Annotated in this window: 12 protein-coding genes; 10 read left to right on the top strand and 2 right to left on the bottom strand. The window is 60.4% G+C overall.

What is annotated here, in order from left to right; translation table 11 throughout:
* The first annotated feature begins 44 nt into the window (after positions 1-44).
* Entirely contained in the window at positions 45-929 is an 885-nt protein-coding gene (locus tag SH664x_RS01435) for a rhomboid family intramembrane serine protease (protein ID WP_437204391.1), read from the top strand.
* Positions 930-1,081: 152 nt separating this feature from the next.
* The gene (locus SH664x_RS01430; RefSeq protein WP_437204390.1) at positions 1,082-1,906 is read left to right on the top strand and encodes a segregation and condensation protein A; all 825 of its coding nucleotides are present in this window, start codon (positions 1,082-1,084) and stop codon (positions 1,904-1,906) included.
* A 3-nt stretch (positions 1,907-1,909) separates the two neighbouring features.
* On the opposite strand, the gene SH664x_RS01425 is transcribed toward SH664x_RS01430, so the two are convergent.
* The gene (locus SH664x_RS01425; protein ID WP_437204388.1) at positions 1,910-2,938 is read right to left on the bottom strand and encodes a S1C family serine protease; all 1,029 of its coding nucleotides are present in this window, start codon (positions 2,936-2,938) and stop codon (positions 1,910-1,912) included.
* Positions 2,939-3,243: 305 nt separating this feature from the next.
* On the opposite strand from SH664x_RS01425, the gene SH664x_RS01420 reads away from it, so the two are divergent.
* From SH664x_RS01420 to SH664x_RS01385, 8 genes are all read left to right on the top strand, one after another.
* Positions 3,244-4,524, top strand: coding sequence for an adenylosuccinate synthase (locus SH664x_RS01420; RefSeq protein ID WP_437204387.1), 1,281 nt, complete (start codon positions 3,244-3,246; stop codon positions 4,522-4,524).
* 192 nt (positions 4,525-4,716) lie between these two features.
* Positions 4,717-5,670, top strand: coding sequence for a hypothetical protein (locus SH664x_RS01415; protein WP_437204385.1), 954 nt, complete (start codon positions 4,717-4,719; stop codon positions 5,668-5,670).
* Between the two features lie 159 nt (positions 5,671-5,829).
* Positions 5,830-6,477, top strand: coding sequence for a MotA/TolQ/ExbB proton channel family protein (locus SH664x_RS01410; RefSeq protein WP_437204383.1), 648 nt, complete (start codon positions 5,830-5,832; stop codon positions 6,475-6,477).
* A gap of 64 nt (positions 6,478-6,541) precedes the next feature.
* On the top strand, positions 6,542-6,982 hold the full coding sequence (locus tag SH664x_RS01405; RefSeq protein ID WP_437204382.1) for an ExbD/TolR family protein: 441 nt from the start codon (positions 6,542-6,544) through the stop codon (positions 6,980-6,982).
* Between the two features lie 76 nt (positions 6,983-7,058).
* Complete coding sequence (locus SH664x_RS01400) at positions 7,059-7,763, top strand: biopolymer transporter ExbD (RefSeq protein ID WP_437204380.1); 705 nt, start codon at positions 7,059-7,061, stop codon at positions 7,761-7,763.
* 75 nt (positions 7,764-7,838) lie between these two features.
* Entirely contained in the window at positions 7,839-11,414 is a 3,576-nt protein-coding gene (locus SH664x_RS01395) for an outer membrane protein assembly factor BamB family protein (protein WP_437204378.1), read from the top strand.
* Complete coding sequence (locus tag SH664x_RS01390; RefSeq protein WP_437204376.1) at positions 11,411-14,026, top strand: ABC transporter substrate-binding protein; 2,616 nt, start codon at positions 11,411-11,413, stop codon at positions 14,024-14,026. The genes SH664x_RS01395 and SH664x_RS01390 overlap by 4 nt, the downstream gene beginning before the upstream one ends.
* Entirely contained in the window at positions 14,026-15,666 is a 1,641-nt protein-coding gene (locus SH664x_RS01385) for a hypothetical protein (RefSeq protein WP_437204374.1), read from the top strand. The genes SH664x_RS01390 and SH664x_RS01385 overlap by 1 nt, the downstream gene beginning before the upstream one ends.
* A gap of 108 nt (positions 15,667-15,774) precedes the next feature.
* Here SH664x_RS01385 and SH664x_RS01380 read toward each other — a convergent pair whose 3' ends face one another.
* A complete protein-coding gene (locus SH664x_RS01380; protein WP_437204373.1) occupies positions 15,775-17,757 on the bottom strand; it encodes a hypothetical protein in 1,983 nt (660 codons plus the stop codon).
* Positions 17,758-18,182 lie beyond the last annotated feature (425 nt).

Raw genomic sequence — 18,182 nt, 5'->3', positions numbered from 1 at the left:
GGATTTCAGAACTCACCGCCAGGCGAGTCGGAGCAGAGACCGGAATGGGGATCGAATACCGCGGATATATGCAGGACGAGCCGGGCTATGGCTTCCAGCGACGTCCCGCCATGACCATGGTCAAGGGGCTGATCATCACGAATGTGGTGATCTTCGTCATTCAGGTCGTTGTCGGCGGGTGGGTCGAAAAATGGTTTATGCTGACAGAGGATGCTGTCCTGAAAGGGCAGCTCTGGCGGTTCACCACGTATGACTTTCTGCATGATCCGACCAGCATCTGGCATCTGCTGTTCAATATGTGGCTGTTGTACATGGCCGGGACGCGGGTGGAATCCAAATATGGATCGAAGGAATTCCTGAGCTTTTACCTGCTGGCAGGGATTTTTTCCGGAGCGTTTTATCTGCTGTGGAATCTTGTCGTGGGACAAAGCAATCCCGCGATCGGGGCCTCGGGTGCTGTCGTTGCCGTTCTGATTGTCTACGCGCTCAACTGGCCGGAAGAGCGCTGGTTCATCTTCGGAATCATCCCCATGCCGGTCATGTGGATCGCCATCCTGACCGCAGCCTTCGACATCTTCCCCATGCTGCAACAGCTGGGCCGACGGGCCGGGGCAGGTGACGAAGTGGCCCACGCAGCGCACGCCGGGGGAATGCTGTTCGCGTATCTGTATGTCCGGAACCGCTGGCAGATTCTCGACTGGACCGATTCGTTCCGGAAGATGTTTCGCCGTCGACCGAAGCTGCGGGTGCATCGTCCCGACGTGGCAGATGAAGTCCGCCCCGCAGTCAAAGCAACGATTCCGCCCCACATTTCCGCCCGTCTCGATCAGTTGCTGCAGAAGATCAGCGATGAAGGCGAAGCAAGCCTGACGCGGGAAGAACGTGAGTTTTTGACCGACGCCAGCCGTCGCTACCGCCAGCGGGGATAGAACCTCGTGGCAGTCCGCGCCACTGATTTGCCTTCCCGGCAGGTCTGCAGTCCGGCCGGAGTCTCGGCGACTTCACGGATCTGCACTGTTCGCATTGCCGTTGCGGGGGGTAAAGTAACCGCTCCCCAGCTGCCCGTTCGCCGGATGAATCGATGGAAACGCGGAACTATCGTGTCGAGCTCGACCTGTTTACAGGTCCACTCGATCTGCTGCTCTATCTGGTTCGACGTAACGAAGTCGACGTTGTCGATCTGCCGATTGCCGAGATTACCCGGCAGTTTCAGGAGTTCCTGGATGTCCTGCAGCAGATCGATCTCGACCTGATCGGCGACTTCGTGGTGATGGCCAGCATGCTGGTCGAAATTAAAAGCCGCAGCGTCCTCCCCACAGTCAATGAAGAAGATGACGCCGCCGCGGAACTTCCTCCGGGTGATCTGCGGTCTGATCTGATTCAGCAGCTGCTTGAATACAAGAAATTCAAGGAAGCGGCCTCTGCCCTGCAGGAACAGGCACTGCAATGGCAGGAACGCTATCCGCGGCTCTCGGATGAGCGCCCGCAGACCAGCAAAGACCCGGCCGCCGACCGGATCAAGGAGGTCGAGCTGTGGGACCTGGTCAGTGCGCTGGGCCGGATCCTGAAACGGAAGGAAGTCGAATCGGACACCACCATCCGCTATGACGAGACCCCGCTGCAGACGTATGTCGAGCAGATCGGTTCGCACGTTCGCAGATTGGGGTCCGTGCCGTTTACATCGCTGTTCGATCACGAAACGATTCGCAGCAAGATCGTTGGCATGTTTCTGGCGATTCTGGAACTGATCCGGCACCACGGATTCCGTGTCGATCAATCACAGGATTTCGGAGAGATTCTGATTCTCTCGCCGCTCCCCGAAGAGGAGCGAAACGAGAGTGCTCCCGTGGCACACCCAGCGGCCTCCGAAGAGTCAGCGGCTCACCCGCCTCCGGAGACTCCGTGACGGTCAGTCCCAGCGCATCCCGAGTCGGACTTTGACTTCCTTGACTTCACCCTGTCGCGAGTAGCGGACATTCACCGCTTTTCCCGGTGGCTCCTGACCGACATACTCCGAAAGCTCTTTCAAATTGGTGACCGGCTTTCCCTCGAACTCCAGAATCACATCGCCGACGCGCAAATCGGCTCTCTCGGCGGCATTTCCGGCCACAATCTCTTTAATCAGGAGCCCGCTGCGACCGGGGGCTTCATCGCCAACGACGCCCAGATAGGCGCCACTGTGAGAGCGGAAATCATCACCGGCCACGAGCCGATCCCAGTCCCGCACGAAGACCTGACCCGGGATGTGAAAGTTGTAATCCGTCCGATCACCGATCCGGGTGTTGATGCCGATGACCCGGCCCTGCATGTCGAGCAGCGGTCCACCCGAATCGCCCCCGACCAGATCGCAATCGGTCTGCACCATCCAGCTGTTAATGAGAATCAGGCGTCCGAGGCGGACCGAAGGTTCACGTCCCCGGATGTAACCTCCGGGATGCCCCATCGCCAGACACCAGTCCCCCGGATGAGGTGCCTCACGAGCCAACGGGCAGTGGGGCCAGTCGGTTCGTGTCGACTGCAGACGGATCATGGAGGCATCCAGTGTGTCATTTCGACCGAGTACGGTCCCGTTAAGACGCTGGCCGTCGGAGAGAATGATCGACGCTGCATTGCCCGGCTTCCCCGAGACATGGGCGGCGGTCAACACCAGGCCATCCGCGGTGACGATCACTCCGCTCCCCTGATTTCGTCCCACTTTCACGCTGACCGTGGCTGCGGAGAGTCTCGGTACGAGGCGGGTCACGTGGTTCTGGATGGCCTTCAGATCGTCGAGGGTGCGGGGGACCGGTTCCGAGAAAACGGCCGGGACGCTGACCTGCTCCGTCTCGGAAACAGGGGCTCCCCACACGACTTGGGGAGCCAGCAGATGAACAAGGAGACTGCACGACAGAAGTCGCCTGAACAAATCAGTCAGCCATTTGCGATTCCGGGGCGCCATTGCAGCCTCATTGCACCGGCGAGGGGCGAAAAGGATTGTCGTGGAAGAAGCTCTCCATTTTTATCACCCGAGCGTTGAAAAAGTTCTGCAAAATAACCCATCTGCCAGGCTTGATGCAATTCCGAGGCTGCCACCCCGCGCCACCCGCCGGGAAGCTTGTCGAACCCCACCCGCCGGCTGATTGTCCGGGTCGGGGCTCTACATTCGCGGGAAGGGCCGCTACACTCGTTGAGTATTTGTCTGTCGGATGGAACCGGCCTGCGCGCCGTTCCTGCTTGAATGCTTTTGATTTCCGGGAAAAAACAATGTCGGTGACTGCGGTAATTGGTCTGCAATGGGGTGATGAGGCCAAGGGGAAAATCGTCGATCTGTTGACCGACCAGCACGAAATCGTCTGCCGCTTTCTCGGAGGCAACAACGCCGGACACACCGTGATGTTCGGTGGCAAGACCTACAAGCTCTCGCTGCTCCCCGCCGGAATTCTGCGACCGGGGGTCACCTCGGTGATCGCCACGGGGGTTGTGATCAATCCGAAGGCCCTCCTGAAGGAAATCGACTCCGTCCGCGCGCAGGGAGTGGAAGTCGGCCAGCTGCTGATCAGCGATCGGGCCCATGTCATTTTCCCGTATCATCTGCTCGAAGAGGCGGTGCTGGAGAAAGCCCGCGGTGCGAAAGCGATCGGCACCACGATGCGCGGCATCGGGACCTGCTACCGGGACAAGATCGGCCGGACTCACGCCATTCGCGTCGGCGACCTGTACCGCCCCGAACTGTTCCGCGAACGCCTCACCGAAGTGATTGAGCAGAAGAAGATCGTGATCGAAGCTCTCGATCCTTCAGCGCAGATTCCCTCGGTCGATGAGATCTTCAACGAGTACAGCGGGTACGCGGAACAGCTGCGTCCGCATGTCACCGATACTACGACCTTCCTGCACAAGTCACTGAAGGAAGGGCGAAGCCTGCTCTTTGAGGGAGCCCAGGGAAGCCTGCTCGATATCGACCACGGAACATTCCCTTACGTCACCTCATCCAACAGCTCCGGATGTGGAATTCACTCCGGCAGCGGTGTCCCCGAACGGGCGATTGATCGTCTGATCGGCGTGGTCAAGGCTTACACCACACGCGTGGGTGGAGGCCCCTGCCCCACGGAACTGGTCGATGAGATCGGCCAGCACATTCGTGATGAAGGTCACGAATACGGAACCGTCACCGGCCGTCCCCGTCGTTGTGGCTGGTTCGACGCCGTCGCAACCGGTTACGGTGCGCGGATCAGCGGCATCGACTGCATCGCCATCATGCTGCTGGATGTCCTCAGCAAGCTCGATGAAGTCAAGATCTGCGAGGCCTACGAAATCGATGGGGAGCGGACAACTGCGTTCCCCAGCCATATCGACGATCTGGCGAAAGCTCGTCCCGTCTACCGCACGCTTCCCGGCTGGAAGAAGGACATCACCGGGGTTCGCCGACTGGAAGACTTCCCGAAAGAAGCCCGGCAGTACATCGACACGATTTCCGAACTGCTGGAAGCCAAAGTCGGCTATCTGTCGATCGGACCGGATCGCGAACAGACGGTGATTATCCCCTGAGGGACAGCGATCCGCGCCAGTCTCGGGTCCGGGCTACAGCCAGACGGGGAGCACCACCCGGCGGGCGTGTCTGTTTGTTGACACTGCCTGGCCGGGGTCATAGCATCAAAATTCTTTTCTGATTGCTATCTTTCGTCTGAACCAGATCGGTTCAGAGAATTACAGCAGCGCTGTTCAAGTTGGGTGAACTGCATGGCTGTGAAGAGTGCTCCGCCTGCCGAGGCAGGGGTGAAAAGATCGCACGTCGTTCAGCCGGTATTGAAGGTCACATTCTTCGACAGGCTGAGCGCGGGGATGATTGCGCTCGTCTTCGGGCTGGCAATGGCGGTCTTTTGCGTCTTTATCTGGTGGTTCACAAACCGCCCACCCGCTCCGCCCATGATCCTCGCCCCCATGGAGATGATGGATGGCCGCGGCGGCGATCCGGATGGAGTGGCGGGTGAGTCCCTGCGGGTGGAATCGCCCGAAGACTACGCCGACAACGCTTCTCCCGTCGCCGACGCCATCGATGACTCACTGGTCAGTGCCATCAGCGAAGCTCCCGCCGGCGGCGAGCCGCTGGAATTCTCCGAGTTCGGAACCAAGGTGGCACCCCAGCAGCAGAACTTCGGCGAAGTCGTGACCGTGGGGGGGACCCCCGGCAGTTCCGACGGAACCGGAAATCGCCGCGGGTTGGGGAATGGCCCCGGCCCCGGAGGAGGAGGCCTGGGCAACGAACAGCGCTGGTTTGTTCGCTTCGCGGATGAAGCGGGACTCAACGAGTACGCCAATCAGCTGGACTTCTTCAACATTGAACTGGGAGCCCTCTTCCGTGACGGGCGCATGGTCTATCTCAGCAAGGTCGCACAGCCACAGCCGGTTAAACGGGAAACCCGCTCGGGGAAAGACGAGCAACGGCTCTACATGACCTGGCAGGGAGGCTCGCGCAAGGAAGCCGACGTCAAGCTGTTTGCCAAGGCGGGGGTCGACGTCACCGGGGCCACGCTGTTTCATTTCTATCCGAAGCAGACGGAACAGCTGCTCCTGACACAGGAGTATGCCTACGCCAAAAAGCGGACGATGGACATCAGCCGCACTTACTTCTCCGTGGTCAAACAGGGGAGTGGGTATGCGTTTGTGGTCACGCGGCAGAATCATCTGCGCTGAGTCAGCTGACAGACGAGGCGGAGGCCTGATCTTTCGGAATCTGGCCGGTTTTTGAGGCATATTTCCGGCGTTCCGGCGGTGAATCATTGAATCTGAATGCGTGATTTGTGAGAGCCGGAATCCGGGTAGCGAATTTCCACCGATCTTCAGGGTGTGTGAATGGACGATTTTATCAGGCTGGTGGTTGAGCCGGCCGTGTACGGTCTGCAGGGGCTGGCTCTGCTGTACGGCATCTTCTGTGCTGTGCTGATCTATCGCAAAATCCGGCAGAAGAGCTTCAGCTCACCGGCGCGGGCCAGTGAGTTCCTGGATGAGGTTCGGGTCAAACTGTCGAGCCACGATTTTGACGGTGTGGCTGAGTTGTGTGACTCGCCTCCTTACTGGAGCAAGGCCAGCGCGCAGCTGATTCTCGTGGCCCTCGCCAATCGCGACCGTGGGCTGAACAAGCTGCGACAGCTGCTCGGAGAAAAGTACGAGCGTGATGTGCTCGCGGAACTCGATTACCGGAACGCCTGGATCGGCACGATTGTGAAGATCGCCCCCATGCTCGGACTGCTGGGAACGACGGCCGGGATGATCGCGGCGTTCGCGGCTCTGGCCACTTCCACAACCGGAGTCGACCCGCTCGACCTCGCCCGCCGGATCAGTATCGCGCTGTTTGCGACAGCGTTCGGGTTGTCGATCGCGGTCTCGATGACGGTTCTGGGGTCCGCCGTGCACGTGAAGAAAGGGAAGCTGACGGACAATGTGCAGGAGCAGTTGAGCGAGTTCCTGCACGATCTGGAAAAGGCGATGAAGACCACCTGACGCGCGACGCTTCTGAGTGGCGGTCACCCCGCATCGATTCGAGACCCCGGACAAGGACCAAGACGTGGCAGGAGGACTTTTTGGCAAAGGCCGCGAGCAGCCTCCCGAAGACGATGAAATCAACATCGTCTCGATGATCGACGTGGTGATGCTGCTGCTGATCTTCTTCATGATTTCGTCGAACATGAGCAAGTCGACGGAAATGAAGATTCCGCCGGCCGATCACGGCATTGAAGTCCCCACCGACAAATCGATCGTGATCTCGATCTTCAAAACGGACAGTGATCCGCAGATCTATCTGTCGGACGGCAAGGAGAACGGTCCCGCCGATCTGGCGGCTGTGAAAGAGTATGTGCAGGAGCAGGTCAGGGAAAATCGCAATGTGCTGATCCTCAAGGCCGACCGCGATGTCCCCTCGGGTGTGGTCGAAGAAGTGGCACGGGCTGCGAGCGAAGTGGATCCGGACCTGAAATATTACATGGGAGTGGTCGACCGCCTGAAGTAGCGAAACGCCGCGCACTCAGGCCGGAATCCTCCTGTTCCGCGACCGCTCTGGCAGCAGAATTTACCCGGTAGCACGTATGCCTATTCAGTTTCGATGTCATCATTGTGGACAGCTGCTGAGCATTTCCCAGCGGAAAGCGGGGAAGGCGGTGACCTGTCCGCAATGTCTGCACCGGACGACCGTGCCCGTGCCCGAAGAACCGATTCCCGTCGGTGCTGAAGATCAGGCGGGTGGGGGCCTGCATCTGGTCCGCCCCGCGTCGACCGACAACCTGCCGGTGGAGTCCGCCTGGAAAAAAGAACACAACCCCTGGAACGACGAAGAGGAAGAAGGGGAGGAGCTGGAACTCTCCTTCGGGAAAGATGTCGTTCCGGAATCGGGGCTCGACATGACTCCGATGGTCGACGTGGTGATGCTGCTGCTGATCTTCTTCATGATCACCGCGTCGTTCAGCACGCAGAAGTCACTGGAGTCAACCGCTCCGGAACCGGCCAGCGACGGCTACGGGGCACAGGCGATCTCGGCGGAGGATGTCGAGTCGGACTCCGTGGTGGTTGATATCGATGAGAACAACGCCATTCGCGTGGACGACGTCCCTGTCGCCGGAGTCGAAGAGCTGGTCGAAGTTCTGAAGTCGAAGATCCGCGATGAAAAGAAGAATGAGCTGCTGATCGAAGCGCATCCGCAATCGACGCACGGCACGGTGGTGTCGGTGATGGATGCGGGACTCGCTGCTGAAATGCAGAAAATCCGACGATCCTCGAAACGCGATGATGACTGAGCCGGACCGCAGCAGCCCTCGCTGCCGCCGACCGGACCAAGCGGTAATCCATTCCCTAGCAACGTTAGTTCACGCATGGCCTTCCTGGAAATCATGCACTACACCGGCGAGAACGAACGCCGGGAACTGTCCAAGCAGACGCCGATCACAATCGGCAGTCACCCGTCGAATGATCTCTGCATCGACGAAGACGGCGTCGACATTATGCATTGCCGCGTGAGCTGGGGCAGCACCGGCTTTGAGGCAGTCGCTGCCGGGGTCGATCCGATCGAAGTCAACGGCACACCGATGCAGCGGACGACGCTGAAGGCGGGAGATGTGCTGCGGTTCGGCACCGTGGATATCCGGTATCGCGAAGGGGAGCACGACGGCTCGCACGCCGCGGAAGTGAAGCCGGCCCGCGACCAGGGGCTGAAACCGATTTCCGACGAGATCGCCAAACGGAAAAAGCCGACCGGCGAGCCCGATAAAAAGAGGTCCTCTGCCCGCCCCGAACGGGATGTGGAGGTGCCGAATCTCGACAGTCTGACCGCCGCACTCGATGCGCTGGCCGCCGAAAGTCTTGCGGAAATTCCGGTCACTCCCAAATCGAGAACTCCCAAGTCCCCCGTCAACCCACCGAAACCGGTGAGGCCTGTCGCTGAGCCCACGCCTCCCGCCGCGCGAGCCCCCTCCCCCGTGAGTGCGAGTCCGGCTGTCGCACCGACCCCGAAGGTCACCGCTCCCGTGGCACGGCCCGCTCCCGCAGAAATGGACGCGATGTCTGACCGCATGCGGCAGGTCATGCGTGCCCGGCAGGTGCGGCCCGGAGAGGAAGATCCGTTACGGTCTCCGCTGGTCCTCGGGCTGGCTGGCGGTGCGGTCGTGCTCGCGTTGACCGGGCTGATCGTCTACTTCCTCGGCACGCGACAGTCGACGCAGCAGGCCTTCGACGCCGCCAAGTCACTTTACGATGAAGGAAAGTATGCCGCGGGAATCGAATCGCTGCAGAGCTTCATTACCAATCATCCGAAGGATGGACTGGCAACCGATGCCCGGCACCTTCTCGGTTCCGCCCGGGTGAAACAGCAGATCCAGAGTGCGACTCCCAAATACAGCGAAGGTCTGACCGAACTGCGGAAGTTCATCGACTCCGAAAAAGACCGCAATGGCTTTGAGAGTCTGCATCAAGAGTTCGTAGATCACGCACGCACGATTTCATTGGGAGCCGCCGTTGCGGCCGGCAAACAGTTCGATCCGAATCTGCTGCAGATTGCGGATCAGGCGCGCACCATTCTGAAGAACTATGCCCCCAAAGCCACACCGCCGACGGAAACGCTCGAAAAGATCGAACGTTCCATGCGAACTTCCGAGGCCGCCATCCTGAAGGAAGGTGTCTTCAAAGAACAGCTGGCCGCGATTGACGCCGCACTGGCGCGGAACGATCCGCTGGCAGCCCTGAAAGCTCGTCGCGATCTGCTGATCCGCTATCCCCCGTTCGAGTCCGATCGCAAGGTCGTCGCTGCCACGCAGAAAACGCTGGCTGCCGAAAAGGATCGGGTCCTGCAGAAGGACCTGGACCAGAAGGCGCTCACCACCGACCATGACTGGCCAAAATCCCTCCTGACTTTGGCTTCGCAGAGTCGAACCCGACAGGACGAAGTGGCTTCCGGGCGGGCCGTCATTGTTGTCGCACAGGACTGCGTGTTCGGGATTGAGATGGTCACCGGCCTCCCGCTGTGGCGCCGCGAGATCGGGTTTGACACCCCCTTCTTCCCGATGACGGAAGAAACGCATCCGAGCGTGTTCCTGTTCGATACTCGGCATCAGGAGCTGGTCCGGCTCCATCAGAACACCGGAGCGTTGTTGTGGCGACAGCCGCTCGGAACGAATGTCATTGGACAACCGCTGCTGACGCGCGATGCAATCTACGTGGCGACTGCCGACCGGCGTCTCCTCGCCGTCGACGTCGCATCGGGCGAGATCCTGAACGAGCTGCTGTTTTCGCAGACCGTTTCGGGGCCCGTCGAACTGTCCGACAAATCCCGAATCGTCGTCGCCGGCAATGAAGAGGTGTTGTATACGCTCACACGCCGCCCGTTTGCCTGTGAAACGGTTACCTATCTGGGACAGCCTCCCGCTTCGGTGCAGGCACCGCTCCTTTCGGCCTCGAACTATCTGCTGCTGATTCAGAACGGAACCGATCAGGCGACGCTGCGTCTGCTGACGGTGGAAGACCCCGCCAAGCCGCTGACCGAGGCCGCCAGTGCCAGAGTGAACGGACGGGTCATCGATCCCGCTGTATTACGGGGACGCGATCTGTTTGTCCCCTCCTCTGGCGAACGGGTCAGCGCTTTTTCACTGTCAGCCGATCCCGGACAGCCGCCACTGACCACCGGTCCCGTTTATCGCGGTGAAGGCAAGCATTCCGGACCCGTCTTTCTGCTGACGGGGCCCGATCGTCAACTCTGGATGGCCACGGGTGCACTGGCACGGCTGCAGCTGTCGACCGATTCACTGCAACTCGATGGGAATCCGGTGGCGCAGGGAGTCGCCACACAACCGCTGCAGTTCATCTCGGGATACCTCTTCAATGCCCGTCGCCGCCCCTATACGCAGGCGGTGACGTTCACCCGCACCGATCGGGATGAACTGACCAGCGACTGGCAGGCGGTGGTCGGTGGCCGAATTCTGGCCTGGGTCTGCAAACCGACAGGCCCCCTCAACATCGCAGCTGTGAACTCCGCCGGACAGGCCTTTCGCATCACTGATCGCCAGTTTGGTGAAAGCAAGTTCATCACCGAACCGACCGAGCGTCTCCCGCTGCACGCGGATCTGGTCGATCCGCTTCTCGCCGCCACCATTCCGGGAGAACGTCTGGCCATCGCCTGCGGCAACCCGGAGCCGCGCGTCTGGATTCTGAATGCCGCCGGCAAGATCGAAGCGTCGCCGCAGCTCCCCGGACCTCCACAGGCGGCGCCTTCGAGCATCGGAAATTTCATCGTGGTTCCACTTCCGGGACGGCTGCACGTGGTCCGTCAGTCTGGTCAGGCAGCCGTGCAGGACTACCTGCAGCCCACTGGCGAGCCGCGCGTCTGGCTGTCCGTCCTGCCGGTCGACAAATCGAATTCTCTGGCCTTCACCAAGGATGGTCTGATCCTGCAGTTGCGGCTCAATGAATCGCCTCGTCCGAACCTGGCCGAAGGAGCACGGGTGGAACTGGGACAATCCTTGCAGCGACTCCCTGCGGCCGCTGAAGGATTACTGGCGGTGGTCGACTCCACGCAGCAGGTGTCCGTGTTTGCGACCGATCATCTGGAACCGCGAGGCAAGCGGCAGTTTGACGCTCCCGTTTCCAATCGACTCTGGATTGCTGCGGGGAAGATCTTCGTCGAAGTGGATGGGACGACGCTGCATGCCCTCGATCCGCAACGCGATCTGGAAAGTGCGTGGACGTTGCCGCTGGATCGCTTCCCCGTGGCCGGAATCGAGTTGATCGATGACCAGCTGCTGATCGCCCGTCAGGATGGAATGGTCCTGACGGTTCATCCCGGCACAGGCGAGGTTCTCACATCGTTTGACACCCGGTCACCGCTGTCACTGGGCCCCCTGAAGACTGGAGGAAAGATCTTTGTCGCGACCACGGACGGCACACTGATCGCATTGCCATGAACAGCTCTTTCACCCTGACTCAGCCCGACGTCCCCCGCGACTTCCTCCGAACCTGCCCGGAGGCTGCGGCGATGCCGTCTGCCTTTGTCTTCCGTCGCGAGCGTGGGAATCGCCTGAATTCATTGGCGACAAGCTGGGCGGCGATGCCGTCTGCCTTTGTCTTCCGTCGCGAGGTTTCGGTCTGTTGTCGGCTGCGCCTGCTGATGGGGCTCTTCTGGCTGTCGGCAGCGCTGACGCCGCTGGTGGCCCACGCTCAGGATGAGCCCGCGCTGCCGAAGCTGGCCGATCTGCAGGTTCCCACTGCACAAGAACTGCTCAACGAAAAACGAAAAGACTGGGTAGTGCTGTTCACGGATGAGGTGTTGATCGTCGATCCGGTCACTCCCCGTCCGGATACGCTCAAGAAGATCGAAGAACGGGTCAGCCAGAAAGAAGCGGAGCGGGCCAAGGCGACCCTCGAAAATCGTGACCGGCTGCTGCGCGAAATTGATGACGCCGCGCATCTAGTGTTAACTCTGGCCGACGTCCCTTCCAGTCCGGAATACCGGATTCAGTACAAAAAGGTCCGGGAGATTATCTACTACGAGACCAATCTGCTGAAGCGGATGTCGATGCTGTTGCAGGAACAGAAGATCGATATCGCGCTGGAGCTCCTCACCCGACTCCAACGGACCGCACCGACCTGGCCGGGAGTCACCGAAGCGTATCATCAGGTCCTGCTGGCCGACGCGGAAAAGCGGATTGCTCAAGGGCAGCCCCTGTCCGCACTCATCCCCCTCGATGAGCTGTTCGAACGGGACAAGAACTACCCGGGGCTGTCGGAGCAAACCGGCATCGCTGTCCAGCAGCTGATTGAACAGGCCCGGGAGGATCACGATGAACGCCGTGCCCTGTTTTACCTGAAGCGGCTGTTCCAGAATTTCCCCGATCACCCGGTCTACCAGAGATATGCTGCGGAGCTGGCGGCTCAGACCCGCAGCACGTTGCAACAGGCCGCTGCCGCGCTGCAACAGGGAGATCCCCGTCAGGCGGCCATCGAAGCGGAAGTGGCGGCTCGCATCTGGCCCCGTGCACCCGAGCTGCGCTCGCAGTATCGGCTCTACACGGAGAAATATCAGCGGCTCCATGTCGGGGTGACATCACTGCCGGGTGAAAATGATGCCTATCCGTTTCCTTCGGCAGCCGATCTGCGACGTCGCGAGCTGACGGAACTGCCGCTGTTTGAAATTGACCGGGTCCGCGACGGCACCGCGTATTACCGGACTCGCTTTTTCGATGAGTGGGAGCCGCTGAATCTGGGGAAGGAGATGCGGTTCACACTCCGTCAGTTCCGCCAGCCCTATGAGATGCAGGGGGTCGTCACGACAGCCGATGTGGTCTCGCCCTTACTGCGGCGACTCGATCCTTCGGACACGGAATTCGACGAGCGGCTGTCGTCGTTCGTGGAGTCGGTCATCGTCGAATCGCCCACCCAGTTTCGACTGGTCTTTCGCCGGGTCCCTCCCCGGCTGGAACCATTGCTGTCCGGTTTCCGTCTGCACCACGACAACGATGATCCCCTCGCCATCGGTCCCCTCGCCAACCCCGGCGGCTTTCGACTGATGGAACAGACCGAACAGGCCGCCACGTATCTCCGCGTGATCCCTGAGCCGGAAGCCTCTAAGCGCTTTCATGTGGCCGAAGTGATTGAGCATCGCTACGACACTCCCGAGAAAGCGGTGCAGGCCCTTTCGCTGGGTGAAGTCTCTATGCTGCCGCAGCTGCCGGACTGGATCATCCGCCGAATGCAGGGAGATCAGGCATTCCTCAAAGACTTCTTCGTCCTGAAAAGTCTGGTGCCGACCACACATCTGCTGCAGTTCAATCCCGCCAGCCGGCCGCTCCGCAATCGCGAACTGCGAACGGCCCTGTCATATGGTGTCGATCGCGAACGCGTGTTGCGGGACGTGATTTTGCGAGACCCGACTGCTGCTCATGGAAAAACGATCACGACGCCATTTCTTTCCGACAGCCCAGGACGAAACGTGCTCGTGCAGGCGCGGCGTTTTGACCTTTCCGCCTGCCTGGCACTGACCATCGCAGCCAGCAAGCAGCTGAACGAAAAGATTCCTCCCCTGACCATGATTGTCGCCCCGGGGGATGAAGTCGAAGAGGCAGCCCGACAGATTGCTGCCACGTGGAAAAGAACCGGTCTGCAGATCAATCTGGTTTACGCGCATGAGCCGAAGCCGGAGTCATGGGACATCGTCTACCGCACGCTGCAGATGACTGAACCGCTTGTGGAGATGTGGCCCTTTCTCACCTTTCAGGAACAGGCCCGACTGAAGGATCTGGATATTTATCCGGACTGGCTCAAGCAGGAGCTGGTCCAGCTGGATCGGACCAGTGACCAGAGCCGCGCCGTCAATGCCCTGCAGACCTTGCATCGTCATCTCTGGGACGACACGGCCTATGTCCCGTTGTGGGAAATCGAACAGTACTTTGTCTTGCGGAAGAACATTCAGCGGTTTCCTCAGGGAACACCGCCGGGGATTCGACAGGGAATGGTGCACTGCTACGATGAAATCGACCATTGGACCATTGATCCCTGGTACCAGACGGAGCTCCCGTGATGCCGACTGAGCTCTTCGAAAACACCTCTTCCCGCACAACGACATCGCCACGACGGTGCGGTCCGTTGCTGATCGTTGCGCTGCTGCTGGTTGGCGCGGGCGCCGTTCCCTCGTGGGTCTTTGCACAGGCTGACACCGCCGCCCCCGCGGCGACTCAGGAAGCCACGGACCGCATCGAGTCTCCTTCCACCCCCGTGACGGAAGGGGGGCCAACCGGCTCAACGCCCGCAGCGGCTCCATCGACTGCCACGACGGCTCCGGCAGTCGCCACGCAGACCCCCGCACCGGAATCAATCCCCGTCACCCTGCGACCGTATGACGTACAGGTCCTGATTCGCATCGACGCTGATCCCGCCTTCCCGTACGCCACCCGCAATCAGATCGTCGCCCAGACGGAAGCGATTCTCACTGCACGATTCCGGCAGATGTGGTCGCTGAAGCAGGAGCTGGTCACGTCGCTGCCGGTTTCCGGAACTTCGCTCTCCAGCTGGACCGATGCGGCGGTGCTCGAACGGTTCGAACTGGTGCCCGAAGACAAAGTCTTCTTTGTCACGGTTCAGGCGGCGCTGGGCAGCTATACAATCCACTGTCGCGAATGGGATACGAGTTCGCGGACGCTGAGCAGCGAATACATTTTCAGCACGGTCGATCGACGGGAATTGCCGGCGCTCATCGCCAACGCCGTGACCGACGCCTTTCGGCCGCTCGCCGAAATTGAAGTGTTGGAAGGGAACCGCATCGAGTTTCTGGTGCGGGCCGGAGAGTTGTTTCCGGCAGACCCGACACTGGCGCCGTTTCAGCCCGGCGATTATCTGGTCCCCTACCTTCGCTATCTCGATCGCAAAAAAGAGCTGCGGATGATTCAGCTCCTCCCCTGGACGTACCTCAAGGTAGATGCTGTCCAGCGGAGCCGACTGGTGCTGTCGCTCATCTCGACATTCCGCAGTCCGATTCCCGCCACCCGTCGACGGATGGAAGTGATGGCGATGCGGATTCGACCCCACCTGCCGGCGACCGAGGTTCATATCGCCCCTCGCGGAGATCTGGTGAATCCGCTCGTCGGTTACCGTTGTGAACTCCTGAACCGGAATCCAACCGATCAGGACCCGGTCGAAGACCGTTTGAAACTGATCACGGACCGCCGCGGCATTGTTACCGTGCCGGTCATTCCTGAACATCCGCTGCAATACCTGCATGTGTTCAGTGGCGAGGCGTTGCTGGCGAGGATTCCCCTCATCCCCGGGAACGTGCCGGAGTTGTTGATCGAAGTCCCCGATGATCGGGCCCGGCTGAATGTCGAGGGGGAAGTTTCGCTGCTGCAGACGGAACTGATCGATCTGGTGGCGACACGGGAAGTGTTGATGTCGCGGGCTCGCGCAGCCGCGGCAGCCAATCGCTGGAGCGAAGTCGATCGTTTTCTGGGGGAACTGAGCCGGTTGCCGACACTCGTTCAGTTCGTAGGCCGGATCGAGACCCTGCAGGTCCAGGCGGTGTACAAGGCGCAGCAGGCAAAGGACAAAGTGGCCGAGGCCCGCATCAAACGGCTGTGTGAGTCGGTCCGCAAATCGGCGGAGAAGCATCTCGATCCGCTGCGCATCAGTGACTTTCGGCGCGACGTGAATCTGGGTCGCCCGAAGTAGCGGCTGTGGGGTTCATCACTTCCGATCCCCAAAACAAAAACAGCCACCCGAAAATCCGGATGGCTGTCTCAGTTGATCAGACAGGTTGATGACGTTCAGGGACTTGTGTTATTCCCCGTAGAACTTCGTCATTTCTTCGGCGGCCAGAGGTTCTCCCACCGATTCGCTGGTCAGCAGAGCCCGGAACCGCAGGCTGCCTGGTGCTGCTGCCGAAACCTTGACCTTGAAGGTGACCGACTGGCCGGCCCCCAGTTCGGGGATCGATCGGAAGAGCACGCTCCCCCGCTCAGCACGGAACTCGACCGGGCCTTCAGCACTCACAAAGGACATTCCGGCGGGCAGTTCGCAACCGAGAGCCACATTGCGGGCCGCGGCGGACCCTTCGTTTTTCACGCGGACTTCGTAGACCGTTTCGGAGCCGACTTCGACCGGATCTTCGAGATCTTTGACCTGCAGGGCGAGTGAGGAGGTCCCTTCGATCATCGTGGTCATGTCGGCGTCGCTGGTCGTGCCATGTTCGGAAGTCGCCCGCACCAGGTGTCGCTGTTCACCCGCTTCCTTGGCGAGCAGGGTCACTTTGATCTCAGCCTTCTGTCCCTTCTCGAGACGACCGACGAACCAGTTCAACAGCCCGGTGGCGGAATCGTACTGGGCTCCACGATCGGAGCTGACGAATTCGAATCCGCTCGGAATCTTGTGCATGACCCGCACATTGTCGGAAGCGGCCGCACCGTCGTTGGACACCGTGAGGGCGAATGTCCCCTGGCGTCCGAGATATCGCATCGAGGGACCGGCGATCGTGGTATTCAGACTCGGAGCAATGACGACGAGTTCCGTCGCCTGATGACGTACGAGACCCGACTCGGCACGTGCTTCGACCTGCAGGTTCTGCGAGCCACCCTTCACGGCGGCCAGTGCCAGCCGGACGCTGCGGGATTCACCGGGGTTCAGAGAACCGAGTTCCATCACCAGTCGGTGACCGCGGGCGTGCTCCAGACCTTCCGGAATATGAGCTTCGATCTGCACGTTGTTGGCGATGCCGGTTCCGGGGTTGGTGACGGTCACCGTATGCGGAGCCGGTTCACCGATGAGGACCTGGGCCGGACCTTCAATTTCCAGTCCGAGCATCGGTTCGGCAACGGCAAACAGACCGTTGGCCGTCCCCGAGAAGCGGACGTCGGCGCGGGTCGCGATGTCTCCCCGCTGCAGCGGGATCATGGAAATTTCAATCACCTGCTCTTCGCCGGCCTTCAGTTCGCTGATCTGCCACCCGAGGAATTCCTGGCTGTAGGCCGGAGCCGGAACCGCTTTGACAAGCCGGACGTTTTCCGGGAAGAAGGCCCGCAGCTGCACTTCCTGAGCGGCGGTCTGGCCGGAGTTCTTCACCACCAGATGGCAGCGGCATTCCTGACCAACGTTGATTTCCGATTCCTTCCGCCAGGTTACCGAGACGGCCGGAGCGGCGGTTCCGAATTCTTCCTGAGTGATCCGGGGCTGCGCGGTCGGCTCGGCCCGTTTGATCTTGGCAGCGGTTGCGGGTGTTCCACGTGAGATGGAGAGGCCGCCAGCGGGAGTTTCCGGTGCGGGCTGTGGCTTGGTGGAGATCGGCTGGGTCAGTGAACTCCTGGATGCTGCGGGACTCGTGGCGGGTGTCGCGGGAGTCGCCGCTGTCGGCTCGGCAGCTTTTCCAGCTCCCGGGAAGGGGCGGGCGTTGAACCGCTCGGCCCGGACTTGTTGAATCTCGTTCCCTTTTTCGACCGGGTCGGCCTGGTATTCCGCCTGCACGACACGGCTCTTGGCTTCGGCACTCGGCTTGGCCGGCTGAGCTGGTTTGGCGGTCGGCATGTCCGCTTCGCCAAACAGTTCCTTGTAGTAGTTCTGCAGATCCGATTCCTGCTCTTTGGTCGCGGTCGAGCGAGAGAAGCGCTGCGGTGTCACTTCCGCAACCGGGGTGACCGGAGCAGCACTGAAAAACTGCATGCTCCGCTGCGATGGGGTCGCGGGTCGGGTGGCGGCTTTGGAAGCATCTTCGCCGACCGCAGTTTGTACGGATAATCCTAACAGGGCCAGGAAGCACGCACTCCGACGCATAACGATCTCCTTGCACTCAACTCGTCAGGCTCAGCCGCAGATCCAGACCACTGGAATCCGGGCGCACGACCAGAGTTACTCGGAGATCGACATTGACAACGCTGCAGCTTGAAGCAATTTGGCAAACTTTAGCGGCAATGCGGGAAATTGCGCCAAAGACAATTGTAAGCCCCAGCCGTCCGCACAGCTTTCAATCCGCCCATGCAGACGACTCGCGGTGGGAATGTTGGCTGAAACACAGCAAAAACCAGCCAATCTATCCGGCAGAGGGAGACTGTGCGGACGAAGGCGGATCCCTCTTGACCTTTTTTCCGCATCGGAAGTAAGTTTCTCGAAATTCGCAGTTTGAACGATCTCCAGAGAAATTCCTTCCCGACCTGCCAGAACACGATTCGCACCGGGCACTCCGCCTCAACCGGCAGCTT

The organism is Planctomicrobium aquicomposti (assembly GCF_051466325.1).
GTDB lineage: Bacteria > Planctomycetota > Planctomycetia > Planctomycetales > Planctomycetaceae > Planctomicrobium.
This window is presented reverse-complemented; position numbering and strand designations above follow the sequence as displayed.